Origin of the sequence: Cupriavidus sp. 2KB_3 (assembly GCF_052115685.1) — a bacterium.
In the GTDB taxonomy this organism is placed as follows: domain Bacteria; phylum Pseudomonadota; class Gammaproteobacteria; order Burkholderiales; family Burkholderiaceae; genus Cupriavidus; species Cupriavidus campinensis.
In genome coordinates this window covers 216,085-239,811 of record NZ_JBFRHD010000003.1, presented here as the reverse complement: position 1 = coordinate 239,811, position 23,727 = coordinate 216,085, and the positions used below count along the sequence as shown (strand labels likewise).

At 68.1% G+C, this 23,727-nt stretch carries 19 protein-coding genes; 6 read left to right on the top strand and 13 right to left on the bottom strand.

Features of this window, described 5'->3' with window-relative positions; genetic code table 11:
- Nucleotides 1-56 precede the first annotated feature (56 nt).
- Nucleotides 57-1,211 (bottom strand): NAD(P)H-dependent flavin oxidoreductase, encoded by a 1,155-nt coding sequence (locus tag AB4120_RS04345; RefSeq protein ID WP_149139016.1) that lies wholly within the window; start codon nucleotides 1,209-1,211, stop codon nucleotides 57-59.
- 287 nt (nucleotides 1,212-1,498) lie between these two features.
- On the opposite strand from AB4120_RS04345, the gene ubiU reads away from it, so the two are divergent.
- Genes ubiU through ubiT form a run of 3 tightly spaced genes read left to right on the top strand, consistent with a single transcriptional unit; the run spans nucleotide 1,499 to nucleotide 3,955 of the window.
- Nucleotides 1,499-2,548 carry a ubiquinone anaerobic biosynthesis protein UbiU gene (gene ubiU, locus AB4120_RS04340; RefSeq protein ID WP_262389783.1) on the top strand — a complete coding sequence of 350 codons (1,050 nt, stop codon included), beginning with the start codon at nucleotides 1,499-1,501 and terminating at the stop codon, nucleotides 2,546-2,548.
- Between the two features lie 22 nt (nucleotides 2,549-2,570).
- A complete protein-coding gene (locus AB4120_RS04335) occupies nucleotides 2,571-3,485 on the top strand; it encodes a U32 family peptidase (protein ID WP_149139017.1) in 915 nt (304 codons plus the stop codon).
- 17 nt (nucleotides 3,486-3,502) lie between these two features.
- Nucleotides 3,503-3,955 carry a ubiquinone anaerobic biosynthesis accessory factor UbiT gene (gene ubiT, locus AB4120_RS04330; protein ID WP_392388529.1) on the top strand — a complete coding sequence of 151 codons (453 nt, stop codon included), beginning with the start codon at nucleotides 3,503-3,505 and terminating at the stop codon, nucleotides 3,953-3,955.
- Nucleotides 3,956-3,973: 18 nt separating this feature from the next.
- Here ubiT and ahbB read toward each other — a convergent pair whose 3' ends face one another.
- The 8 genes from ahbB to AB4120_RS04290 form a co-directional block, all read right to left on the bottom strand.
- Nucleotides 3,974-4,909, bottom strand: coding sequence for a siroheme decarboxylase subunit beta (gene ahbB / locus AB4120_RS04325; RefSeq protein ID WP_149139018.1), 936 nt, complete (start codon nucleotides 4,907-4,909; stop codon nucleotides 3,974-3,976).
- Nucleotides 4,910-4,999: 90 nt separating this feature from the next.
- Nucleotides 5,000-5,683, bottom strand: coding sequence for a respiratory nitrate reductase subunit gamma (gene narI, locus AB4120_RS04320; protein WP_149139019.1), 684 nt, complete (start codon nucleotides 5,681-5,683; stop codon nucleotides 5,000-5,002).
- A gap of 35 nt (nucleotides 5,684-5,718) precedes the next feature.
- Nucleotides 5,719-6,378 carry a nitrate reductase molybdenum cofactor assembly chaperone gene (narJ, locus tag AB4120_RS04315; RefSeq protein ID WP_149139020.1) on the bottom strand — a complete coding sequence of 220 codons (660 nt, stop codon included), beginning with the start codon at nucleotides 6,376-6,378 and terminating at the stop codon, nucleotides 5,719-5,721.
- Nucleotides 6,379-6,401: 23 nt separating this feature from the next.
- Nucleotides 6,402-7,955, bottom strand: coding sequence for a nitrate reductase subunit beta (narH, locus tag AB4120_RS04310; RefSeq protein ID WP_149139021.1), 1,554 nt, complete (start codon nucleotides 7,953-7,955; stop codon nucleotides 6,402-6,404).
- On the bottom strand, nucleotides 7,952-11,689 hold the full coding sequence (locus AB4120_RS04305) for a nitrate reductase subunit alpha (RefSeq protein WP_149139022.1): 3,738 nt from the start codon (nucleotides 11,687-11,689) through the stop codon (nucleotides 7,952-7,954). Before AB4120_RS04305 ends, narH begins: the two co-directional genes overlap by 4 nt.
- 163 nt (nucleotides 11,690-11,852) lie before the next feature.
- Nucleotides 11,853-13,235 (bottom strand): NarK family nitrate/nitrite MFS transporter, encoded by a 1,383-nt coding sequence (locus AB4120_RS04300; protein WP_441641882.1) that lies wholly within the window; start codon nucleotides 13,233-13,235, stop codon nucleotides 11,853-11,855.
- Nucleotides 13,236-13,292: 57 nt separating this feature from the next.
- On the bottom strand, nucleotides 13,293-14,636 hold the full coding sequence (locus AB4120_RS04295) for an MFS transporter (RefSeq protein ID WP_441641881.1): 1,344 nt from the start codon (nucleotides 14,634-14,636) through the stop codon (nucleotides 13,293-13,295).
- Nucleotides 14,637-14,794: 158 nt separating this feature from the next.
- Nucleotides 14,795-15,985 carry an MFS transporter gene (locus AB4120_RS04290; RefSeq protein ID WP_149139411.1) on the bottom strand — a complete coding sequence of 397 codons (1,191 nt, stop codon included), beginning with the start codon at nucleotides 15,983-15,985 and terminating at the stop codon, nucleotides 14,795-14,797.
- A gap of 198 nt (nucleotides 15,986-16,183) precedes the next feature.
- On the opposite strand from AB4120_RS04290, the gene AB4120_RS04285 reads away from it, so the two are divergent.
- Together AB4120_RS04285 and AB4120_RS04280 are read left to right on the top strand one after the other, a co-directional pair.
- On the top strand, nucleotides 16,184-17,119 hold the full coding sequence (locus AB4120_RS04285) for a LysR family transcriptional regulator (protein WP_149139023.1): 936 nt from the start codon (nucleotides 16,184-16,186) through the stop codon (nucleotides 17,117-17,119).
- Nucleotides 17,120-17,368: 249 nt separating this feature from the next.
- Nucleotides 17,369-17,923: a hypothetical protein gene (locus tag AB4120_RS04280; protein WP_262389784.1), complete on the top strand. Its 555-nt coding sequence runs from the start codon at nucleotides 17,369-17,371 to the stop codon at nucleotides 17,921-17,923.
- 84 nt (nucleotides 17,924-18,007) lie between these two features.
- On the opposite strand, the gene AB4120_RS04275 is transcribed toward AB4120_RS04280, so the two are convergent.
- Both AB4120_RS04275 and AB4120_RS04270 read right to left on the bottom strand, forming a co-directional pair.
- Nucleotides 18,008-18,325 carry an H-NS histone family protein gene (locus AB4120_RS04275; protein ID WP_144196893.1) on the bottom strand — a complete coding sequence of 106 codons (318 nt, stop codon included), beginning with the start codon at nucleotides 18,323-18,325 and terminating at the stop codon, nucleotides 18,008-18,010.
- Nucleotides 18,326-18,724: 399 nt separating this feature from the next.
- Nucleotides 18,725-20,125, bottom strand: a complete 1,401-nt coding sequence (locus AB4120_RS04270) for an NCS2 family permease (protein ID WP_149139024.1) — start codon at nucleotides 20,123-20,125, stop codon at nucleotides 18,725-18,727.
- 508 nt (nucleotides 20,126-20,633) lie between these two features.
- Here AB4120_RS04270 and AB4120_RS04265 point away from each other — a divergent pair.
- On the top strand, nucleotides 20,634-21,596 hold the full coding sequence (locus tag AB4120_RS04265) for a chemotaxis protein (RefSeq protein WP_149139025.1): 963 nt from the start codon (nucleotides 20,634-20,636) through the stop codon (nucleotides 21,594-21,596).
- Nucleotides 21,597-21,783: 187 nt separating this feature from the next.
- Here the strand turns inward: AB4120_RS04265 and AB4120_RS04260 are convergent, their stop codons facing one another.
- Nucleotides 21,784-22,437: a peroxiredoxin gene (locus AB4120_RS04260; RefSeq protein ID WP_144196896.1), complete on the bottom strand. Its 654-nt coding sequence runs from the start codon at nucleotides 22,435-22,437 to the stop codon at nucleotides 21,784-21,786.
- Between the two features lie 151 nt (nucleotides 22,438-22,588).
- Nucleotides 22,589-23,719, bottom strand: a complete 1,131-nt coding sequence (locus tag AB4120_RS04255) for a dihydrolipoamide acetyltransferase family protein (protein ID WP_149139026.1) — start codon at nucleotides 23,717-23,719, stop codon at nucleotides 22,589-22,591.
- Between the last annotated feature and the right edge of the window lie 8 nt (nucleotides 23,720-23,727).

Here is a 23,727-nt window from a genome sequence, read left to right as displayed (position 1 = left end):
TTGCCGAGGGATGGATTGGGAACTCGCGCGGGATTCGCATTCCGGCAACACCCCGATCAGGCCCGTGCGATCCCCGCCGGCTTTTCGCCCGACATCAGGTAGTGAATCAGGTCCGCCACGGGCCGGATGGCGTCGCCAAACGGCAGCGTGCCCTTGCCGCGGAAGAACAGGCCGCGCTCCACGTCGCCCTTGAGCGCCTGAGAGAGCTTGCGGTCGATGCAGAACTGGCCGATACGCGCCACGCCGTCGCGCAGGCCGCACGATTGCAGGCAGTCGAAGCCCTCCAGGCACTCGCGCACCTTGGCACGTGCCTGGAGCGCCGATTCCCGCGAGAGATAGCGCTTGAGCCACGGCGTCAGCACCGCGCGCGCCGGCAGCCCCGCCACACTGGTGAACTCGCTGATCTGTTCCTGCGGTGCGGAAGCCAGCACCTGCTTGAACGCGGGGTGCGCGTCGCACTCCTCGGTCACGGCAAAGGCGGTGCCCACCTGCACCCCGGCCGCGCCCTGCGCCAGCCAGTGATGCAGCTTGCCGTGGTGGCCCAACCCGCCAGCCAGGATCAGCGGCACGGACTCCCAGGCCAGCCCCAGGCTGGCGAACAGCGTGCGGCATTCGTCCAGCACACGCGCGAACGAGAACCGCGCGTCGCCGATGTCCTCCATGCGCGAGGCGCCGAGATGCCCGCCGGCATGTGCGGGATGTTCGATCACGATGGCATCGGGCAGCCGCCCCTTCTTCATCCACTTGCGCAGGACCAGGCTGACGCCACGGGCGTCGGACAGGATCGGGATCAGGGCCACCTTCGGGTGATTGGCGGTCAGTTCGGGGAGGTCGAGCGGCAGGCCGGCGCCCATGACGATGGCATCCGCGCCACTGTCGCACGCCTGCCGGACCAGTGCCGCGTGGGCGCCGACGGCCTTCATCACGTTGACGGCGATCATCCCTTGCCCACCCGCCAACGCCTTCGCCGCGCGCACCTCGCGGTCAAGCGCGATGAGGTTGGCGTGTTCGATCGCGACCTTGTCGCGTCTGGCCGTGCCGGCCATCAGGTCGGAGTGATGATGGCGCAGGTCGATGCTGGCGATGGTGCCCATGGCGTTGTGGCGGGCCACGGTGCCGGCGAGCCGGTGCGCGGAAATGCCCACGCCCATGCCGCCCTGCACGATAGGAAGCAGCTTGCGGCCGGCCAGGTTGAGCCATCGATGTGTCATGAGGAAATCCGGAGTCAGGAGGGGCAAAAAACGGCCCAGCGTCTCACGCGCACCGGGGTGGCAGTTTGCGCCAGATCAATTTGCGGGGGATCGGCGGCCTGTTCCGAGGACCTAGTTCGATGGAACCAGAAAAATGTAACCCCGCCGGGGTTTGCGCGCGGTCAAGGGTTCCCCCTATGGGCATGACTAGCATCTTTGGTCGATCCCCACCCCATGCGCCGCCACGCGCATTTCTCGCCATGGATGCTTTCCCGCCCGCTGCACCCAATGTGCATGATGCGCATCATGTGCCAACATCTCCATCCGACTCGCCACCCTGCCAGCCGCGCCAGTCGCGCCGGCCGCAACTGGTGGCCCCGGCCGGTTCACTGGCGGCCCTGCGCATGGCCCTGCAGCACGGCGCAGATGCCATCTACCTGGGGTTGCGCGATGCCACCAACGCGCGCAACTTCGGCGGCCTGAACTTTTCCGAGGACGACATCCGCACGGGCGTGGCCGAGGCCCGCGCGCGCGGCGCCGAAGTGCTGTTCGCCATCAACACGTTTGCGCAGATGGGGCAGGTGGACCGCTGGCATCGCGCCGTGGACGCCGCCGCCGCGCTGGGTGCCGACGCGGTGATCATGGCCGACCCCGGCCTGATGGTCTACGCGGCGGAGAAGCATCCGGACCTGCGCCTGCACCTGTCCGTGCAAGGCTCGGCCACGCATGCCGATGCCATCGCGCTGATGCGCGAGCGCTTCGGCATCCGGCGCGTAGTGCTGCCACGCGTGCTGACGCTGGCGCAGATCGCCAAGCTCGCCAGGCAGACCGATGTGGAGCTCGAGGTCTTCGGCTTTGGCAGCCTGTGCGTGATGGCCGAGGGCCGCTGCCTGCTGTCCTCGTACGCGACCGGCGATTCGCCCAACAACCGCGGCGTCTGCTCGCCGGCCCACGCCGTGCGCTGGGACGAGGCGGACGGCACGATGCACGCGCGGCTCTCCGGCATCCTGATTGACAGCTACGCGCCCGGCGAGCCGGCCGGCTATCCCACGCTGTGCAAGGGCCGTTTCACCGTGGAGGGCGAGCACGGCTACGTGCTGGAGGAGCCCACCAGCCTCAACGCGCTGTCCCTGCTGCCGGCACTGATCGACATCGGCATTGCCGCCATCAAGATCGAAGGGCGCCAGCGCAGCCCGCGCTATGTGGCCGATGTGGTGGGCGTGCTGCGCGCCGCTATCGACGATGCCTGGGGCGACCCCCGGCGCTTCGTGCCGCGCCAGGAATGGCAGGCCACGCTGGGGCGCCACGCCGAGGGCGACCAGGTGACCCAGGGCGCCTATGACCGTCCGTGGCGCTGAAACCGTCCGCACCCTACCCACCATGACCACTCCCGATTTTCCCTATCCAATCGCCATCGCACTCGGCCCGCTGCTCTACTACTGGCCTCGCGCGGACGTGTTGCGGTTCTATGCCGACATCGCCGACGCCCCCGTGGACCGTGTCTACCTGGGCGAGGCGGTCTGCACGCGCCGCCACGAACTGCGCCCTGCCGACTGGCTGGACGTGGCGCGAATGCTGCGCGATGCCGGCAAGGAGGTGGTGCTGTCCAGCCCGGTACTGGTCGAGTCGGACAGCGACATCGCCGCCATGCGCCGCATCTGCGACCAGGACGAATTCCTCGTGGAGGCCAATGATCTCGGCGCGGTGCGTGCGCGGCACGGGCGGCCGTTCGTCGCCGGGCCGCATCTGAATGTCTATCACGCCGATACGGCGGCCTGGCTGGCCACGCTGGGCGCGCGCGGGGCCGTGGCGCCGGTCGAGATGGACCACGCGGCGCTGGCCGCGCTGGCGGCGGCGCGACCCGCCGGCATGCAGTTCGAGGCGATGGTCTGGGGCCGCATGCCGCTGGCGATCTCCGCGCGTTGCTTCACGGCCCGGCACCACCGGCTGCGCAAGGACGCGTGCGAGTTCCGTTGCCTGGACTACCCGGACGGGCTGGTTGCCCGCACGGGCGAAGGGCAGCCGTTCTTCGCGCTGAACGGCATCCAGACCCAGTCCGCAAGCTGCCTGGACCTCTGCGCGCATCTGCCGGAGATCCAGGCGATGGGCGTGGATCTGGTCCGCGTCAGCCCGCACGCCGCCGGCACGCTGGACGTGGTGTCGCTGCTCGACGCCGTGCGCCATGGCCGCACCGGCGCCGCGCCCAGCGGCATCGCGCCCGCCGGCGCCCCGGCGAGCAATGGCTATTGGACCGGCCAGCCCGGCATTGCCTGGATAGCCGGCGCGCCCGCATGACTGCCACGAAACCATCGATGATGTCTTCCTCCCTGATTGCCCGCATCCACCGCCGCCTGCCCGCGCCCGCGCAGGCCCTGCCGTTCGTGATGGCGCTGGAGTCCGCGCGCCGCGCCGGCTGGCTCCAGCCGCCGGCCGCGCTGGACGGCCATGCCTTCCGGCTTGGCGTGGAAGACCTCGGGCTGGACCTGCGTTTCCGCTGCGTGGGGGGCGTGTTCCGGATGGGGCCGTTCGATCCCGGATCGGCCCCGGCGCTGACACTACGCGCCCGCGCCGCCGATTACCTGCAACTGCTCGCCGGCCACGCCGATACCGACACGCTGTTCTTCCAGCGCCGGCTCTCGATTCACGGTGACACGGCGTTGGGGTTGGAGGTCAAGTACTGGCTCGATGCCACGCCGCGTCCGGCCTGGGTGGAGCCCTTTGTGACGCGGCTGGCGGTCCTGTTTCCCGAAGTCCGCGCCGTGTGAACGGGGCGGGTGTGCCCGTCAGGCCTCGGGCGCCAGATCGCCGTAGCGCACGCCGCGCGGCTTGAAGCAGCAACGGGCGCGGAGTACGGCGCCGGGGAGTTTGGCGAGCGCGGGCATGGCCGCGAAGCCGTCGAGCGTCGCCTGAAGGTCGGCCGGGCTGCGCGCCCGCACCAGCGCGAACAGGTTGAAGGGCCATGCTGCACCCCGGCGTGCGCGCCGGTAGCAGAGCGCCACGGCGGGCAGGCGGGCCAGCCGCTTGCCCAGGACATCCACACGCTCGTCGGGCGCATTCCATACGCACATCGCGTTGTGCACGAAGCCGAGCTGACCGGGCTGGAGAATGGCGCCGAAGCGGCGGATCACACCGGCATCGCGCCAATGTGCCAGCCGGCGCCAGAGTTCGTGCTGCCCGATGCCCGTGCCGCGCGCCATGGCGCGGTAAGGCTCGGGTGTCAGCGGCAGGCCGTCCTCCAGCGCGGCCACCAGCCGCCAGTCGGCATCGGTCATCAGGGGCCGTAGCGGCACCCCGGCATCGACGTGGTACTCACATTCCAGTGGCAGCGCCAGGGGCGTCTGGCGGACGTCCTCCCCGATGCCGTCGAGTACCGCCGCCAGGTCGCCGGCGTTGCGCGCCCCGGCCACGAACCAGAGGTTGTAGCGGTGGCCGGTCCGGCAGTAATGATGACCAATGGACGGGTCGGCATTGAGGCGCCGCGCCACGCTCTCCAGTCGCGCTGGCGGCACGGACAGCGCCGCCAGCGTGGTGGCACCAATGGTGTTTGGCGCGAAGCGGGCGCCGATATGGCTGATGCGGCCGCTGCCGACGTCGCGCGCCAGCAGCGACAGCAAGCCATGCTCGGACAGGCCGAGCGCCCGGGCCAGGCACCGGTAGGGCCGTGGCTCCAGCGGGAAATCTTGCCGAAGGCGTTGATAGAGTGCAGTCTCGTCGATCATGGCGATATCCGGGGCGGCGGGCAGGATTGCGTGCCCGCCATGATGAGCCGGATGCCCGGCCGCCCCGTTGACGCCCATCAAGCGCGCGGATCAGCGCCCCCGCACAAGCTGCCAGGCCCGCCCCAGGTAGGTGACCGAGGCGAAGCCGCTCCAGACATGCACCAGCCGCGTGAACGGGAAGATCGCGAACAGCGAGATGCCCAGGAACAGATGCACGCGGAACAGCAGCGGGGCATCGGCGATGAAGTCGGGCGCATCGGCGCGCAGCGTGACGATGTGCTGGGCCCAGGTCATCAGCTGCACCATCATGTGGCCGTCCATGTGGCCGGCGGAGACATAGATGGTCGAGAGCCCGGCCAGCAGCGTCGCCAGCAGCCAGAGCAGCAGCACCTTGTCGCCGGTACGCGTGACGGCGGCAACCCGGGCGTTGGTGAAGCGCCGGTGCAGCAGGATCAGCAGGCCGATCAGGCAGATCGTGCCCATGACCCCGCCGGCGCCCATCGCCACGGCCTGCTTGAGGGTGTGGGAGACGCCGAGCGCGTCCCACACCACTACGGGCGTGAGCAGGCCCGCCAGATGGCCGAAGAACAGCCCGAGGATGCCAACGTGGAACAGGATGCTGCCCAGCCGCAGGTTGCCGCGATAGAGCAACTGGGAGCTGTCGGCCTTCCAGCCGTATTGCTCGCGCTCGAAGCGCGCCAGGCTGCCGAACAGGAACAGCGCGGCGGCGATATACGGGTAGATGCCGAAGAGGAACTGGTGGGCGAATGACATGGTGGTCGCCTGCGTCGTCATGGAGGTCATGGAGGTCATTGGGGGGAGGGCGCGTGCCGGTCGTGGAAGCGCACCACTTGTTCAGCCGGCATGGCGGCCGTCAGCAGCGGCTCCACGCCATCCGCGCCGGGGCCGAACCGTTCCAGCGCTTCGTCCATGTCCCGCACGGGCGGATCGGTGCGGGCCTCGGGCTGCACGGAGGTGAGCGAGCGCAGCACCGTGAACACGGCGGCGTACGGGCTGTCGTGGCGCGCCAGCCGGTCGCCGATGGCCGCCAGCACGTGGATGGCCTCGCCAAGCAACTGCCCGGCGCGCGCCGCCTGCCCGTCATCGGCCAGCGCGCCGAGGAACTCCAGGAACAGCGGCACGTAGTCCGGCAGCTCGTTCGCCACCGGCTCGAAGCCGGCGCGCCGGTATTCGTCGATCAGATCGACCATGGCCTGGCCGCGGTCGCGGGACTCGCCATGGACGTGCTCGAACAGGTGCAGCGAATGCGCGGGATTGCGGTCGAAGGTGGCCACGTACTGCTCCTGCAGCGCGATCAGCGGGCTGTCGCGCAGCGGGCCGGTCAGCGGGGCCAGCACCGCGCGGGCGGCCGGCCAGGCGTCGAGCGCCTGTTCGATCTCGGGCATGGCCGCCTGCAGCGGCGCTTCGGGGTAGCCCAGCAGGGCGCTGAGCACGGGGTACAAGGTCATGATGGCTCCAATGTCAGCAGGTATCAGCAGGTTTCGGTCGGCTTCTTGCGCGACCTGGGCATGTCCGCGAACACCACGCTGCCCTCGGATTTCCTGCCGAACAGCGAGCCCTCGGACGTGCCGCCCGAGCAGCCGTTGCCGAACGTGAAGCCGCAGCTACCCTTCTCGTTGAAGCTGTCCTCGACCAGTTCCTTGTGTGATGATGGAATCACAAAGCGATCCTCGTAATTGGCGATGGCCAGCAGGCGGTACATGTCTTCCACCTGCGCCGGGGTCAGTCCCACCTGCCGCAGCACGGCGAGGTCTGCCTCGCCATCCACCACCTCCGAGCGCTTGAACGCCCGCATGGCCAGCATGCGCTGCAAGGCGGTCAGCACGGGCGCCACGTCGCCGGCGGTCAGCAGGTTGGCGAGGTACTTGAGCGGAATGCGCAGGCTCTGCACGTCGGGGATCATCCCGTTCATGCCCATGAAGCCGCCTTCCGCCGCCGATTGGATCGGCGAGAGCGGCGGCACGTACCAGACCATCGGCAGCGTTCGGTACTCGGGATGCAGCGGGAAGGCGATCTTCCACTCGCAGGCCATGCGGTAGACCGGGGACTTGCGCGCGGCGTCGAGCCAGCCCTGCGGAATGCCCTGGCGCAGCGCCTCGGCCTGCACGGCCGGGTCGTTCGGGTCGAGGAAGACGTCGAGCTGCGCCTGGTACAGGTCGCGCTCGTCCTCCACGCCGGCGGCGCTGGCGATGCGGTCCGCGTCGTACAGCATCACGCCGAGGTAGCGGATGCGGCCGACGCAGGTCTCGGAGCAGACCGTCGGCTGGCCGCCCTCGATGCGCGGGAAGCAGAACGTGCACTTCTCCGCCTTGCCGCTCTGCCAGTTGAAGTAGATCTTCTTGTACGGACAACCGGAGATGCACATGCGCCAGCCCCGGCATTTGTCCTGGTCGACCAGCACGATGCCGTCGTCCTCGCGCTTGTAGACCGAGCCGCTCGGGCAGGACGCCACGCAGGCCGGGTTCAGGCAGTGCTCGCACAGGCGGGGCAGGTACATCATGAAGGTGTTCTCGAAGGTCGAGTACATCTCCTTCTGCACGTTCTCGAACAGCTGGTCGCGGCTGCGCGAGGCGAACTCGCCGCCGAGGTCATCCTCCCAGTTCGGCCCCCATTCGATCTTCTCCATCTTCTTGCCCGTCAGCACGGACACCGGCCGGGCGGTGGGCGGCGTCGGCATCAGCGGCGCCTTCTGGAGGTGCTCGTAGTCGTAGGTGAACGGCTCGTAGTAGTCGTCGATCTGCGGCAGGTTCGGGTTGGCGAACAGGTTCGAGAGGATGCGGGCGCGGCCGCCCTGGCGCGGCGTGAGCGAGCCGTCGGGCTGGCGCTGCCAGCCGCCATTCCACTTGCGCTGGTTCTCCCATTCCTTGGGGTAGCCGATGCCGGGCTTGGTCTCGACGTTGTTGAACCAGGCGTACTCCACGCCGTCGCGGCTGGTCCAGACGTTCTTGCAGGTTACTGAGCAGGTATGGCAGCCGATGCACTTGTCGAGGTTCAGCACCATGGCCACCTGGGCGCGGATCTTCATCGCGGGGCTCCTTCTTCTTGTGCGGACTGGGGCAGGGGGGTATCCATCCAGTCCACCTTGTTCATCTTGCGCAGGATCACGAATTCATCGCGATTGCTGCCGACCGTGCCGTAGTAGTTGAAGCCGTAGGCCAGCTGCGCGTAGCCGCCGATCATGTGGGTCGGCTTGGTGACCGCCCGCGTGACCGAGTTGTGGATGCCGCCGCGCATGCCGCTCATCTCGGCGCCGGGCACGTTCACGATCTTTTCCTGCGCGTGATACATCAGGCACATGCCTTGCGGCACGCGCTGGGACACCACCACCCGGGCGGTCAGCGTGCCGTTCACGTTGAAAACCTCCACCCAGTCGTTGTCCCGGATGCCGTTGGCACTGGCCTCGGCCTCCGAGATCCACACGTGCGGCCCGCCGCGCGAGAGCGTGAGCATGCGCAGGTTGTCCGAGTAGGTGGAGTGGATGCCCCACTTCTGGTGCGGGGTGATCCAGTTCAGCACCAGCTCCGGGTTGCCGTTGGGCTTCCGGCCCAGCATCGGCGCCACCGTGCGGGTGTCGATGGCCGGCTTGTAGACGCAGGCGCCCTCGCCAAAGTCGAGCATCCAGCGGTGGTCCTGGTAGAACTGCTGGCGCCCGGTCAGCGTGCGCCAGGGAATCAGCTCGTGGACATTGGTGTAGCCGGCGTTGTAGCTGACTTCCTCCGATTCCAGCCCGGACCACGTCGGCGCCGAGATGATCTTGCGCGGCTGGGCCTGTACGTCCCGGAAGCGAATCTTGTCGTGCTCGCGGCCCAGCGCCAGGTGGGCGTGCGGGCGGCCGGTGATCCTGGACAGCGCTTCCCACGCCTTCACGGCCACGTGGCCGTTGGTCTCCGGCGCCAAGGTCAGGATCATCTCGGCGGCGTCGATGGCGGTCTCCAGCCGGGGCCGGCCGTAGCTGACGCCGGGCGCGGTCACGGTCTGGGTCAGTCGGCCCAGTTCGGCCACCTCGTGGGTGGTATCCCAGCCGATGCCCTTGCCGCCATTGCCCAGCTTGTCCAGCAGCGGCCCCACCGAGGTGAACTTCTTGTAAAGGTCCGCGTAGTTGCGCTCCACCACGGTCATCGACGGGGCCGTCTTGCCGGGAATCAGATCGCACTCGCCGTGCTTCCAGTCGCGCGGCTCGAAGGGCTGGCCCAGCTCGCCCGGCGTGTCGTGCAGCAGCGGGGTGCAGACCAGGTCCTTGCGCGTGCCCAGGCAGGGGCCGCCAATCTCGCTGAACTTCGCGGCGATGGCCTTGTAGATCTCCCAGTCGGTCTTGCTCTCCCACAGCGGCTGCACGGCTTCGGAGAGCGGGTGGATGAACGGGTGCATGTCCGACGTGTTCAGGTCGTCTTTCTCGTACCAGGTGGCCGTGGGGAGCACGATGTCGCCGTAGAGGCAGGTCGTGCTCATGCGGAAGTCGAGCACCGTGAGCAGGTCCAGCTTGCCCTCCGCGGCCGGGCGCACGTTGACCTCGCTCGGGCGGATGGCGTCGCGCTCGTCGCTGAACACGGCGTTCTGCGTGCCGAGCAGGTACTTGAGGAAGTACTCATGCCCCTTGCCGGAACTCCCCAGGATGTTGGAGCGCCACACGAACATGTTGCGCGGGAAGTTGGCGGGGTTGTCGGGGTCGTCGCAGGCGAATTGCAGCGCGCCGGATTTGAGCTGGCTGACGGTGTAGGCCACGGGGTCCTGCCCGGCGCGCTCGGCGGCATCCACCACATCGAGCGGATTGGCGCCCAGCTGCGGCGCGGACGGCAGCCAGCCCATGCGCTCCGACTTGGCGTTGAGGTCCAGCAGCGACAGGCCGGCATAGCGCGCCTTGTCCGCCGTCGGCGCGAGGATTTCGTCCACGGCCAGCTTCTCGTGGCGCCACTGGCTGGTGTGGTTGTAGAAGAACGAGGTGCCGTTCATCTGGCGCGGCGGGCGCGACCAGTCGAGCCCGAAGGCCAGCGGCGCCCAGCCGAACTGGGGCCGCAGCTTCTCCTGCCCCACGTAGTGCGCCCAGCCGCCGCCGCTCTTGCCAATGCAGCCGCACATCATCAGCAGGTTGATGATGCCGCGATAGATCATGTCGTTGTGGTACCAGTGGTTCAGCGCGGCGCCCACGATGACCATGCTCTTGCCCTGCGTGCGGTGGGCGTTCTCGGCGAACTCGCGCGCCACCTGTGTCACCAGCCGGGCCGGCACCGTGGTGTGCTTCTCCTGCCAGGCCGGGGTGTAGGGCACGTCATCATCGAACGAGGCCGCCACGTTCGGCCCGCCCAGGCCCTGGTCCACGCCATAGTTGGCCAGTTGCAGATCGTAGACCGTGGCGACCAGCGTCGTGCTGCCATCGGCCAGCGTCAGGCGGCGCACCGGCACGCGGCGGCGCAGCAGCGCGTCGTGCTCGCCGCCGAAGTAGGGGAAGCCGACCTCCACCACAGCGTCTTCATTGCCGAGCAGCGACAGGCGCGGATCGATAGCGCGGCCGTCCTGGCTGTCGCGCAGCTCCAGGTTCCAGCGGCCGGCGCGGTCATTATTATCGTCGCCGGGGGTCCAGCGGAAGCCGATCGAGCCGTTCGGGGCCGTGACTTCGCCGGTGGCATCGTCGATCAACAGCGTCTTCCACTCCGCATGCCGGGATTGCCCGAGGTTGCCGTCCAGGTGGGAGGCGCGCAGGAAGTGGTCAGGCACCAGCGTGCCGTCCTGCTCGCGCAGCCGCACCAGCATCGGCATGTCGGTGTACTGCTTCAGGTAGTCACGGAAGTAGGCGGATTTGCCGCCCACGTGGAATTCCTTGAGCACGACGTGGCCCATGGCCATGGCCAGCGCGGCGTCGGTGCCCTGCTTGGGGGCGAGCCAGATGTCGCCGAACTTGACCATCTCGCCGTAGTCGGACGAGACCGCCACGGTCTTGGTGCCCTTGTAGCGCACCTCGGTGTAGAAGTGGGCGTCTGGCGTGCGCGTCTGCGGCACGTTGGAGCCCCAGACCATCAGGTAGGTGGCGTTGTACCAGTCGGCGGACTCGGGCACGTCGGTCTGCTCGCCCCAGGTCTGCGGGCTGGCCGGCGGGAGGTCGCAGTACCAGTCGTAGAAGGACAGGCAGGCGCCGCCGAGCAGGCTCAGGTAGCGCGCGCCGGCCGCGTAGGACACCATCGACATGGCCGGGATGGGGGAAAAGCCGATCACGCGGTCCGGGCCGTACTGCTTGACCGTGAAGGCGTTGGCGGCGGCGATGATCTCGGTGGCGGTGTTCCAGTCAGCCCGGACGAAGCCGCCCAGCCCGCGCACGCTCTTGTAGCGGGCGGCGCGCTCCGGGTCCTGGCTGATCCAGGCCCAGGCGGTGATCGGGTCCATGGTCTGGCGGGCTTCGCGCCACATTTCCATCAGCCGGCCGCGGATCATCGGGTACTTCACGCGCTGGGCGGAATAGACGTACCAGCTGTACGAGGCGCCGCGCGGGCAGCCGCGCGGCTCATGGTTGGGCAGGTCCGGGCGGGTGCGGGGGTAGTCGGTCTGCTGGGTTTCCCAGGTAATCAGGCCGTTCTTGACGTAGACCTTCCACGAGCAGGAGCCCGTGCAGTTGACGCCGTGGGTGGACCGCACCACCTTGTCGTGCTGCCAGCGGGTACGGTAGCCGTTCTCCCACTTGCGGTCTTCGTTGACCACGGCGCCGTGGCCGTCGGCATAGGTGGACGTGACGCGCGACAGGAACTTCAGTCGATCGAGGAAATGACTCATGGTTTGGCTCCAGCAGGGACACTTGCAGCTTACGGAGCGCGTGCCGCGCAGGCCATTCGCTGGTGGAGCAGGGGAGCGACGGCGATTGGCCTAGGCGGGACCCGCCGGCATCGTCCGGAAGAACTATGCCGACGGGCGGGGTTGACGCGGGGATAAAGCGGAATCAGCAGGGCATGGCCGCGTTGCGGCGCGCGTAGCACCACCAGGTAATTACGGCGCAGCTGATATAGAACAAGATGAACAGGTGGAGCGCGGCGTCCGGCGCGCCGGTCATCTCCAGCGCGGTGCCGAAGCTCTTGGGGATGAAGAAGCCGCCATACGCGCCGATGGCGCCGGAGAAGCCGAGCACGGCGGCGGATTCCCGGGCGGCGTCCTGCACGGCCACGCGCTGGGCGGGCGCGCCCGGGCCGGCGGCGCGCAGGCGCTCGGTCAGGAAGATCACCGGGATCATGCGGAACGTGGAGCCGTTGCCGATGCCGGTGAGCGCGAACAGCACGATGAACGCGCCAAGGAAGCCGCTGAAGCTGCCGCCCGTGCCGTTGTGCGGCAGCGCCGCCAGCACGGCCACCACGCCGCCGATCATGCCGAGGAAGCTCCACAGCGTGACCCGCGCGCCGCCGAGCTTGTCTGACAGCCAGCCGCCCACCGGGCGCGTCAGCGCGCCAACCAGCGGGCCCAGGAAGGCGTAGGCGGTGGGATTCACGTCCGGGAACTGCGACTTGGTCAGCAGCGCCAGCCCCGCCGAGAAGCCGATGAACGAGCCGAAGGTGCCCACGTAGAGCCAGCACATCAGCCAGTTGTGGCGGCGCCGGAAGATCACCGCCTGCTCCGCAAACGAGGCGCGCGCGTCGGCAATGTCATGCATGCCGAACCACGCCGCCAGCGCCGATACGGCGATGAACGGCACCCAGATGAAGCCCGCGTTCTGGAGCCAGAGCTGCTGCGTGGCCCCTTGGGAGACGTATTCCTGCCCGGCCCCGCCCAGCGCGCCGAAGACGGCCACCGACACCACCACCGGCGTCACGAACTGCACCACCGAGACGCCGAGGTTGCCGATGCCGGCGTTCAGACCCGTGGCCAGCCCCTTGCGTGCCTTCGGAAAGAAGAAGCTGATATTGGACATCGACGAACTGAAGTTGGCGCCGCCCAGCCCGCATAGCAGCGCCAGCCCCAGCAGGGTCGGGTAGCTGGTGGAGGGGTCGCGCAGCGCGAAGCCCATGCCGAGCGCCGGAATCAGCAGCAGCGCCGTGGAGATGGCGGTGAAGCGCCGGCCGCCGAAGATCGGCACGAGGAACGAGTAGAAGATGCGCAGCGTGGCGCCGGACAGTGCCGGCAGGGCGGTCAGCCAGAACAGCTGGTTGCCGGTGAAGTGGAAGCCGGCGCGGTCCAGGTTCACGGCCACCACGCTCCAGAGCATCCAGACCACGAAAGCCAGCATCAGCGCGGGAATGGAGATGCAGAGGTTGCGGTAGGCGATGCGCGCGCCCTGGTGTTTCCAGAACGCCGGGTCTTCAGGTTCCCAGCGGGTCAGTACGGAGGTGCTCATGGCGTTGTCTCGTTCGAAGGGGGGAAGGTGGGAAGTGGGGAGGGTCGGGCCACGGAGTCAGGCCACGGCCGGCGCGGCGCCGCGATGGCTGTAGTGCATCCACACCAGGCTCACGCAGACGGTGCCGTACATCAGCATGAAGCAGCTGCTGCGCACGCCGGTCAGGTCGGCCAGCGCGCCGAACAGGATCGGCAGGATGAAGCCGCCGAGCCCACCGGCCAGCCCCACCACGCCGGAGACGGCGCCGATGTTCTGCGGGAAGTCATTGGCGATGAACTTGAACACCGACGCCTTGCCGATGGCGAAGGCGATGCCCACCGCGAACAGCAGCGCCGTGAACAGCGTGGGCGACAGGCCGAGGTGGAACGCCAGCGGGCCGTTGGCGGTCTGGATCACGAGGTCGGTCTGCGGGTAGCTGAGCAGGAAGAAGCCCACCCAGCTCACCCACATCACCCACCAGGTGGTGCGATGGGCGCCGTAGCGGTCCGAAATCCAGCCGCCGATGGCGCGCAGCACGCCGCCGGGCAGGGAGAAACACGCGGCCAGGAAGGCGGCGATGCGGATATCGAAGCCGTATTCGCCGATGTAGTAGCGCGTCATCCACAGCGCCAGCCCCACGTAGCCGCCGAACACCACCGAGTAGTACTGCGAGTAGCGCCAGACCCGTGGGTCGCGCAGCATGGCCAGCTGGGCGCGCCAGCCGGCGCTGCTGGCAGCCACGCGGTGCGCCGGGTTGGTCGCCGAGAACATCCAGAACAGCAGGGCCGTGGCCAGCATCGCCACCGCGTAGACCTTCGGCACGATGGTCCAGGTGCCGGCGGCGGCGATCAGCGCCGGGGCGACGAACTTGGTCAGCGCGGCCCCGGAGTTGCCGGCGCCGAAGATGCCCATCGCCAGGCCCTGCCGATGGCGCGGAAACCAGCGCGCCACGTAGGGCGTGCCCACCGAGAACGAGCCGCCGGCCAGCCCGAGCAGCAGCCCGAGCGCCAGCAGCTGCCAGAGGGTGGTGGCGTAGGCGAGCAGCCAGATCGGCACCACGGTGGCCAGCATCAGCAGGACGAAGACGATGCGGCCGCCGTAGCGGTCGGTCCAGATGCCCAGCGGCACGCGGATCAGCGAGCCGCTCAGCACCGGCATGGCGGCCAGCAGGCCGAATTCGGTGTCGTTCAGGCCCAGCTGCTGTTTGAGCGGAATGCCGAGCACGGCGAACACCATCCAGACGGCGAAGCAGATGGTGAACGCGAACGTGCTGGAGGCCAGCACGCCGTTGGCGCGGGGGGAGATCGCCGGCGCGTTGTGCAGGACGGCGGAGGAGGGGGGAGAGTTGGGGGAGGTGGGGGAGGTGGGGGAGGTGGGGGAGGTGGGGGAGGTGGGGGAGGTGGGGGAGGTGGGGGAGGCCATCGAGAGGTCCTAAATGGACAACAAGGGATGGCCCCCAGCGTAGGCACGGCTGCCTGCCATGCCTATTCGCCGGCCGGGGAGCGGGCGGGGCGGGTGGCCCCTGTCGAAGGAACTAGTCCCGTTGGTCGAACACCTTCAGACAATATCGAAAACGCAGGTCAAGAGGCCTCCGGCGCCATCCCGGCGGCCTGCCCGTCATCGCCGCGCCGCTCGGCCCGCACGGCCAGCAGCGCGATGCCCAGCGCGGCCAGCGGCGCCAGCGCTGCGATCCACGGCAGCGCGGTCAGGCCCGGGCCATGGTCGACCACCACGCCACCGAGCCACGCGCCAATGCCGTTGCCGAGGTTGAACGCGGCGATATTGAAGCTCGACGCCAGGTTCTGCCCCGCGCCGTGGGCGTGGCGCAGCACGCGCAGTTGCAGCGGGGAGACCGTGGTGAACGCTGCCACGCCCAGCGCGCCGACGAACGCCACCACGGCCACCGGCTGGTGGAGCGCCAGCGTCATTGCCGCCAGCACCACCGTCAGCGCCGCCAGCGACCCAAGTAGCGCGCCCGTGGGACGCCGGTCCGCCATGCGGCCGCCGAGGATATTGCCGATGATCATGCCGCCGCCGAACAGCAGCAGGATCGGCGACACCGCCGCCTCGCCATAGCCCGAGACCCGGGTCAGCAGCGGCTGCACGTAAGTAATCACCGCGAAGATGCCGACCGATTGCAGCACCGTCATCAGCAGGCCGAGCAGCACCTGCGGGCGGGCGATGGTGCGCAGTTCGTCAGCGAGGCGGGCCGGCGCGGTGTCGTCGCGGCTGCGCTGCACCAGCAGGGCGATCACTGCCAGCGAAGCCAGGCCGACGACGGTCATCGCCCAGAACGTGCTGCGCCAGCCGAAATGCAGGCCGAGCCAGGCGCCGGCGGGCATGCCGAGCAGCGTGGCCAGCGTGAGGCCGGAGAACATCACCGAGATGGCCGAGGCGCGGCGGTTGGCGGGCACCAGGCCGGTGGCCACCACGGCGCCCACGCCGAAGAAGGTGCCGTGGGTCAGCGAGGTCACCACGCGCGCAATCATCAGCGTGGTGTAGTCGGGCGCCAGCGCGCAGGCGGCATTGCCGATGGTGTAGATCGCCATCAGAACCAGCAGCACAGCCTTGCGCGGCATGCGGCGGGTCAGCAGGGTGAGGATCGGCGCCCCGGCGAACACGCCGAGCGCGTAGCCGGAGACCAGCATGCCGGCGGCGGCAATCGTCACGCCAAGGTCCGCCGAGACCTGGAGCAGCAGCCCCATGATGACGAATTCGGCACATCCGATGCCGAACGAGCCGGCGGTCAGGGCATACAGCGCCACGGGCATCCGCGCGGACGGGCCGGTGGCGGGGGTGGAAGGGGTGGAAGGGGTGGACGTGGTGGAAGGGAGGGGCGCGGCCATGGTGGGGAGTGGGGACAGTGGGGACGGATTTCGGAAGGCGCCAGTGTCGGCCTTTCGCAGCTTCTGAAAAACGGGCAAGATCCAGAATCAGTTTCAAGAAAATCTTGAGAATCGGATTGGATCATGGATCGGATTGGTGACATCGGCTTGTTTCTGCGCGTGCTGGATCTCGGCTCGATCAGCGCGGCGGCGCGCAGCCTCGACCTCTCGGTGGCCGTGGCCAGCCAGCGGCTGCAACGGCTGGAGCGCGACCTTGGCGTGCGCCTCTTGCATCGCACGACCCGGCGGCTGCACGCCACACCGGAGGGTGCGGTGCTGGCTGAGCAGGGGCGGGCGCTGGTGGAAGACCTGGAGGCGCTGTCCGGCTCGCTGCGGCAGGCGGGCGCCGGCGTGACCGGGGTGCTGCGCGTTACCACATCGGCCTCGTTCGGGCGGCAGTACCTGTCGCCGCTGCTGCCGGCATTCCTGCGCGCCCATCCCGGCGTGCGCCTCAGCATCAGCCTGACCGACCATGTGCTCGATCTGGTCAGCAGCGGCTTCGACCTCGCCATCCGCATCGGCGCGCTGGCGGATTCCACGCTGGTGGCGCGCAAGCTGGCGGACAACCAGCGTCTGCTGTGCGCCTCGCCCGACTATCTGGCGCAGCATGGCTGGCCGCAGACGCCGCAGGACCTCGCCCATCATCAATGCCTGATCCTGGTCGGCAGCCAGGGGCGGTCCGATGTCTGGCGGCTGGGCGATGGGGCCGGCGGCGAGGTGGCCGTGCGCGTGCAGGGCCGGGTGGAGGCCAATACGGGCGAGTTGCTGGCCGATGCAGCGCTCGCCGGGTTTGGCATCGCCATGCATTCGGTGTGGCATGTCAGCGCGGACCTGCGGGCCGGCCGGCTGGTGCCGGTGCTGCCCGGCTACCCGATGGCGGACAGCGGCATCTACGCGGTGATGCCGCAGCGCCGGCTGGTGCCGCCGCGCGTGCGGGCCTTTGTGGATTTCCTCGCCGAACAGTGGGGCGACGCCCCACCCTGGGCGGCCGGCTGGGCCGATGGCGCGCCGGTCGGGTGATGGTCACGAGACAAACTGCTTAAATCTTGAGCAGTCCGGTGGGGTAACGCACAGACGCGGCCTAGGGGGCGCGACGCCACAGGATATCCACAGAACCTGTGGATATCCTCAACGTGGGCCAGGCCACGCCCCAAAACGGTTTCCACGGCTATGCTGTGCCACCATCCTCGGTCAACTGTCAGCTTCGTGCTTCCTATGCGCAAGATCCGGCTTGTTGCGGTAAGGGTTTTCCCGATTTCTCTCGTAATCATGGCCGGCGCCGGCCTGTCCGGCTGCGTGGCCCAGTACCGCGTGCTCTCGGACGCCCCTTACGCCAGCGTGCGGCTGCTGACCAATACCGACGAGAACACCACCTTCAGCGTGGTGGACCCGGCAAAGTGCCCCACGCCGGCCCGGCCACTGGTGCTGGCGGGCATGGGCAAGCAGCTCGCCGCGATGGGGCGGGACAGGGGGCTGGACATGGCCGGGCGCTCGCCCGAGCCGCCCGCGCAGACGCGCGAGCGCAAGGTGGCGGTTGGCAAACGGGTGTTTGTCGCGGTGACGTCGATGGCGGCGCCGCCGGCCGACGAGGTGCGCTGCGCGGCCGGGGTGTCATTCATCCCGCAGTCGGGGGCGCAATATGAAATCCGCTATACGCGCGATGAAGCGGCGAGCCAATGCGCGGCGCGCGTGTTGCGCCTGCTGCCGCGGCCCGATGGCGGGGCCAATCTGGTGCAGGAAGCCAGCCAGCAGGGTTTCCGGGCGTTGCGAAAGGAGTTGGTTTGCGACGCGCCGGGCGTTGAACCGGCGCGCGCAGGGCAATAAGCGCGCGTGCTTATCGTGTGAGACGGTGGGCCGAACTCAGGCCTGTTTGAACTTAGGCCTGTTTGAACTTAGGCCTGTTCAAACTCAGGCCTGTTCGATCAGGAAGCGCTCGGGGCGCTTGCCCAGCCATGCCGGGGCGCGGCCACGGCCAGACCAGGTCTTGCCGGTTTTCGGGTCCAGGTATTTCGGGGGCAGCGCCGCAGTCTTGCGTGCCGCGCCGGCACCGCTGCCAGCGGGACGACCACGACGGCGCTTCGGCGCAATGTCGTCGACCGTGAGGTCGTAATCGGCCATCAATTGGCGAATCTGCGCTACCACGCCCGAGACTTCATTGGCGCGTACTTCGCTGAGTTTGGCTTCCAGTGCTTCTTTTTCAGCCAGCAGTTGCTTGTAAGTCGGCATTTTCGATCCCCGTTCAGATTGTTGTTCAACGCATGTTACAGGACATTGCTTGCAATTTGTCGTTCCAAGTCGTCCCAAAAATATTACAAAAGATAAACGGATTTTCCTAATAAAAAACGTTTGTTCCAGGTGTGGGATCTGAATCGGACTACGCAAGTGCGTATTTTCGTATTGGAGGGATTTCAATGCCGGCGCATTTCGGAGAATCCTTGGCAATGCCGAAATCGCGGAACGAGAATTGCCGCGCGTGACAGGCGCCGCGCAGGATTGACGGCACTGATATTTTTGGCGACTTGGCAGAAAAAAACCCCCGGAGGGAAAGACTCCGGGGGCTGCGAATTCCACTGGTTACCCAGGGTGGTACCGCACACATCGTTGCCGATGGGGATCGGACATTTCTTAGATTGCCCAACCTCCGGCATAGAAGGCGGCCAGCGCCACGGCAATGGCCACCGTGCCGATATTGAGCTTGCGCCATTCACCCGAGACGAGTCGGCCAATCACCAGCGTGCAGAAGCCGAGCATGATGCCGGTGACGATATTGCAGGTCAGCACGATAAAGACCGCGCAAACCAGACCGGCCATGGCATCGACCAGATCGTCCATATGCAGGCGGCTGACGCTCGATAGCATCAGCAGGCCCACGTACATCAGCGCTGGCGCCGTGGCGTATGACGGCACCAGCCCGGCCAGCGGCGAGAAGAACATCACGGCCAGGAACAGCACGCCGACAGTGACTGCCGCGAGCCCGGTGCGCGCGCCGGCGGCCACGCCCACGGTGGACTCGATATAGGCCGCCGCCGGGGCGCCGCCGAACATCGCCGAGAAGATCGAGCTGACCGAGTCGGCAGTCAGGGCCCGGCCGCCGTTATGGATGCGGCCGGTGGCGTCGAGCTGGTTGGCCTGCCCGGCCACGGCGCGGATGGTGCCGGTGGCATCGAACACGGCGGTCATCACCAGCGCCAGCACGCTGGGCAGCACGGCGGCGGACAGCGCGCCCCGGATGTCCATGGCACCTATCAGCGAGGCATGGCCGGGGGTGGACAGGCTCGGCAGCGCGAACACGCCGGTGTACTTCACGGCCGGGTCGAAGGCCAGGCCCAGCGCCGAGATGGCGATGATGACCAGCAGGATGCCGCCCGGCACGCGGCGGCGCTCCAGGCCGAAGATGGCCGCCAGCCCGAGCACCGACATCACCACCGGGAACGCGGTGATGTGGCCCAGTTGCACGGGCAGACCGGGGCCGGGGTTCTTGACCACCAGGCCGACCTCGTTCGAGGCAATCAGCAATAGGAAAAGTCCGATTCCGATCCCCGCGCCATGGGCCACGCCGGCCGGCAGGTTGCGCAGGATCCAGGCGCGCACGCCGGTGACCGAGATCGCCGTGAAGACCACGCCCATCAGGAACACGGCGCCGAGCGCCACCTCGGGCGAGAGCTTCTGCCCGAGCACCAGCCCGAAGGCCATGAAGGCGGTGAGGGAGATGGCGCAGCCAATGGCGATGGGCAGCCTGGCCCACAGGCCCATCAGCAGCGAGCCGAACGCCGTGGTCAGGCACACGGCCACGAACACCGCGCTGGTGTCGAAGCCGGCCTTGCCGAGCATGCCCGGCACCACGAACACGGCATAGACCATCGCCATGAAGGTGGTGGTACCGGCCACCACCTCGCGGCGCTGCGTGCTGCCACGCGCGCTGATCTGGAAATACTCGTCGATTTTTCCCGCGCTGCCGGCGCGCGTGCCCTGCGCGTGCGCTGCGTCATCCACGTCCGTGACGGACGGATACGGCTGTTCGATCATGATGGTCTGCCTCCTTGCAGGGGCGCCGCGCCGGTCCGCGTACGGATCCGGCGTCAGCTTGTCTCACGTGGTTCTGGGTGCGAGGGCGGAGGTCCCGGTGGCATCGGTGCGCGGGGTGCGGGCGTCTCTTTCCTCGGTGTCCGGCCCGGGGGCCGGTGGCCGGTCGGCTGCCTCTGGCGGGCAGGATCCGGCGAGGCTCAACGGTAGGGGAGGGCTGCGCCGCTTTCATCATCGGGGCACGATGCGGAACATGCGGGGCGCCGAATAACCACGGGTTTGCGGTGCTTCCGGAGGCTCAGGGATTTCCCTCGGTGGGCGGCTGGACGGGGATTTCCGGCCATCGACCGGCCCCGCAAGGTAGGTTCCGGTCACTTGGCCGGGGCCTGCTGCGGGAAAGCTGGCCGGATCGCTAAAGGTCCCGGCGGCGGCGCCGATAGACCTTTGGCAACACCTGTCCATTTACCCATAAGTCACCCCGGCCACCCCAGCCAGCAGCGGAGCAAGCACGATGACCAGCGCGATGAGAGACATTGACGAGCGCACGAACCTGACCAACAACAATCAGTTCGAACTGCTGTTGTTCCGACTTGGCGACGCGGCGAACAGCGGGCAATCCGAACTGTTCGGCATCAATGTGTTCAAGGTCCGCGAAATCCTGGTGATGCCCTCCGTGACCACCGTGGTGGGCGCCGAGCCGTCCATCCTCGGCATGGCCGACATCCGTGGCCAGGTGATTCCCGTGATCGACCTGCCGCGCCTGCTGGACTGCCAGCCCAAGTCCGGCCTGAACATCATGCTGGTGACCGAGTACGCGCGCTCCACGCAGGGCTTTGCCGTGGAAGCCGTGGAGGAAATCGTGCGCCTGGACTGGAGCCAGGTGATCTCGGCCGAGACCAGCGTCAAGGGCGGGCTGGTGACCAGCATCGCCAAGCTCGATGTCGGCGGCGAGAACCCGCGCCTGGTGCAGGTGCTCGATGTGGAGCAGATCCTGCGCGACGTGCTGCCCACCCGCCAGCCGGACGTGGACCCGGCCACCGTGGGCCCGGCGCTGAACCTGCGCCCCGGCACCAAGGTGCTGGCCGCCGATGACTCGGCGCTGGCGCGCGGCCTGATCGAGAACGGCCTGAAGGCGATGGGCGTGCAGGTGGTGATGACCAAGACCGGCCAGGAGGCGTGGGAGATGCTGGGCAGCATTGCCGACCTCGCCGCCACCCAGGGCAAGACCATCCGCGACGAGATCGCGCTGGTGCTGACCGACCTGGAAATGCCCGAGATGGATGGCTTCACGCTCACGCGCAAGATCAAGGGCGACGCGCGGCTCAAGTCCCTGCCGGTGGTCATTCACTCTTCGCTCTCCGGCGAGGCCAGTGAGGAGCATGTGCGCAAGGTTGGCGCCGATGCCTATGTGTCGAAATTCCTGGCGAAGGATCTTGCAGACACCATCCGCGGCGTGATGGCGCGCCATCCCTGATCGTCAGCGGGGCGGGTTCAGGCGGGCTGTCCGAAACCAGTTGCATAAAAATCGGGCAGTCCAGCTCTTTCCAATGCTGGCGCGGGTTTGCGGGTCGCGGGGTGGGAGATTATCCACTGGAACTGTGGATAGCTCCCGTTCGCATTTGGCCCCCCCGCCGACCCCGCTTCCCTGGGCTTTCCGATGTTTACTTCGGCTGCGCCACCGTACGCAGGTACGGCTTCAGCGTCTTGAAGCCCTGTGGATATTTCTTCTTCGCATCGTCGTCCGAGACCGAGGTCGGGATGATCACGTCCTCGCCCGGTTTCCAGTTGACGGGCGTAGCCACGGTGTGCTTTGCATTGAGCTGGAGCGAGTCCAGCAGGCGCAGCACCTCGTCGAAGTTGCGGCCCGCACTCATCGGATAGACCAGCATGGCCTTGACCTTCTTGTCCGGGCCGATCATGAACACCGAGCGGATCGTGGCGTTGTCCACGGCGGTACGCTTGCCGCCGCTGGCCTCGGGGTGAATCATGTCGTACAGCTTGGCCACGTGCAGGTCCGCGTCGCCGATCATCGGATAGTTGACCGCGCTGCCCTGGGTCTCCTCGATGTCCTTGGCCCAGCGCTGGTGGTCGTCCACGGGGTCGATGGACAGGCCGATGATCTTGGTATTGCGCTTGTCGAACTCCGGCTTGAGCTTGGCCATGTAGCCCAGCTCGGTCGTGCAGACCGGGGTGAAGTCCTTCGGATGCGAGAACAGGATCGCCCAGCTGTCACCCATCCATTCGTGAAAGCGAATCTTGCCTTCGGTGGTATCGGCGGTGAAGTCGGGCGCTTCCTCGCCTAGTCGAATTGCCATGTCGCACTCCTTGTCTCTGTCAGGGCCAGGTGGATGATTGGGCTGCCGGCGTCGCCGGGGAACTCCAGTATAGGAATTGCGCAGTGAAAAAACTCCCCCGCTGCGTGTCGTTCGCGCGTCACATTCAGGGTGGGCGGAGGAACGGCTGGGGCTACGCCGGCCGCTCCAGGTCCGCGATCACCGCGCGCAGGAAGCGCGCCGCCTCGCCGCCCGTGACCACGCGGTGGTCGAAGGTCAGGGACAGCGGCATCACGCGATGCACGGCGGGCTGGCCGCCGGCCGCCACCACTTCGTCACGTATACGTCCGGCGCCGAGGATGGCAACCGTGGGCGGCACGATGATGGGCGCCGCGTAGCGCCCCGCGATCATGCCGAAGTTGGATAGCGTGATGGTGTTGCCGCGCATCTCCTCCGGGGCGATGGTGCGCGCGACGATGTCCGCGCGCATGCGGTCCAGCCCGGCGCGCAGGTCGGCGGCGTCGCGCTTGCCAACGTTGCGCAGCACCGGCACGAACAGTCCCTCGGGCAGGTCCGCGGCAATGCCTACGTCGATCCGCTCCAGCACATGGCGCCGCCCGCTCTGGCCCTCGTACCACGCATTGAGCCCCGGTTCGGCATGCACGCCGGCCACCAGCGCGCGCACGAGGCGGATCGTGATGTCGTTGCCCGGCCCCGCATCCTGCTGCCAGGCGTGCAGGTCGGCATCGTCCATGACCGTGGCGGCCGCCACCTCGCTCTGCGCCCGGGCCATGTTCTGGGCCATCGCCCGGCGCACGCCCCGCACCACTTCGGCCGGGCCGAGATCGGCCAGCGTGGTGGCCACGCGCTGCACGTCCGTGGCCGTGATCAGGCCGTCATGGCCGGAAGGCGTGACCATGGCGAGGTCCACCGACAGCTTGCGCGCCAGCGCCCGCACCGCTGGCGTGGCCTTGATGCCGTGCGCGCCACCCGGCCCGAGCGGCGCCAGCGGGGCTGCCGCCTCCGCCAGTACCTGCGTGCCGACTTTCACCGCCCCCACCACGGTGCCGGCGTCGTCCTGGGCGCTGCCGGCCCCCTCGAAGCCCACCAGCGGCGCGCCGAGGTGGACGATATCGCCCGGCTGCGCGAACAGCCTGGCCACCTGGCCGCTGAACGGCGACGGAATCTCGACGATGGCCTTGGCGGTCTCCACGGACAGCAGCGGCTGGTCCGCCGCCACGCTGTCTCCGGGTTTGACGTGCCACGCCATGATCTCCGCTTCCTGCAATCCCTCGCCCAGGTCGGGCAGCTTGAAGGTCCGCATGAACGTCT

What these genes read in the sequence shown, in the direction of transcription:
- AB4120_RS04345 (WP_149139016.1), bottom strand. Translation starts at nt 1,211, where the DNA reads ATGACACATCGATGGCTCAACCTGGCCGGCCGCAAGCTGCTTCCTATC.
- AB4120_RS04335 (WP_149139017.1), top strand. Translation starts at nt 2,571, where the DNA reads ATGACCACTCCCGATTTTCCCTATCCAATCGCCATCGCACTCGGCCCG.
- ubiT (WP_392388529.1), top strand. Translation starts at nt 3,503, where the DNA reads ATGATGTCTTCCTCCCTGATTGCCCGCATCCACCGCCGCCTGCCCGCG.
- ahbB (WP_149139018.1), bottom strand. Translation starts at nt 4,909, where the DNA reads ATGATCGACGAGACTGCACTCTATCAACGCCTTCGGCAAGATTTCCCG.
- narI (WP_149139019.1), bottom strand. Translation starts at nt 5,683, where the DNA reads ATGTCATTCGCCCACCAGTTCCTCTTCGGCATCTACCCGTATATCGCC.
- narJ (WP_149139020.1), bottom strand. Translation starts at nt 6,378, where the DNA reads ATGACCTTGTACCCCGTGCTCAGCGCCCTGCTGGGCTACCCCGAAGCG.
- narH (WP_149139021.1), bottom strand. Translation starts at nt 7,955, where the DNA reads ATGAAGATCCGCGCCCAGGTGGCCATGGTGCTGAACCTCGACAAGTGC.
- AB4120_RS04305 (WP_149139022.1), bottom strand. Translation starts at nt 11,689, where the DNA reads ATGAGTCATTTCCTCGATCGACTGAAGTTCCTGTCGCGCGTCACGTCC.
- AB4120_RS04300 (WP_441641882.1), bottom strand. Translation starts at nt 13,235, where the DNA reads ATGAGCACCTCCGTACTGACCCGCTGGGAACCTGAAGACCCGGCGTTC.
- AB4120_RS04295 (WP_441641881.1), bottom strand. Translation starts at nt 14,636, where the DNA reads ATGGCCTCCCCCACCTCCCCCACCTCCCCCACCTCCCCCACCTCCCCC.
- AB4120_RS04290 (WP_149139411.1), bottom strand. Translation starts at nt 15,985, where the DNA reads ATGCCCGTGGCGCTGTATGCCCTGACCGCCGGCTCGTTCGGCATCGGA.
- AB4120_RS04285 (WP_149139023.1), top strand. Translation starts at nt 16,184, where the DNA reads ATGGATCGGATTGGTGACATCGGCTTGTTTCTGCGCGTGCTGGATCTC.
- AB4120_RS04280 (WP_262389784.1), top strand. Translation starts at nt 17,369, where the DNA reads ATGGCCGGCGCCGGCCTGTCCGGCTGCGTGGCCCAGTACCGCGTGCTC.
- AB4120_RS04275 (WP_144196893.1), bottom strand. Translation starts at nt 18,325, where the DNA reads ATGCCGACTTACAAGCAACTGCTGGCTGAAAAAGAAGCACTGGAAGCC.
- AB4120_RS04270 (WP_149139024.1), bottom strand. Translation starts at nt 20,125, where the DNA reads ATGATCGAACAGCCGTATCCGTCCGTCACGGACGTGGATGACGCAGCG.
- AB4120_RS04265 (WP_149139025.1), top strand. Translation starts at nt 20,634, where the DNA reads ATGACCAGCGCGATGAGAGACATTGACGAGCGCACGAACCTGACCAAC.
- AB4120_RS04260 (WP_144196896.1), bottom strand. Translation starts at nt 22,437, where the DNA reads ATGGCAATTCGACTAGGCGAGGAAGCGCCCGACTTCACCGCCGATACC.
- AB4120_RS04255 (WP_149139026.1), bottom strand. Translation starts at nt 23,719, where the DNA reads ATGCGGACCTTCAAGCTGCCCGACCTGGGCGAGGGATTGCAGGAAGCG.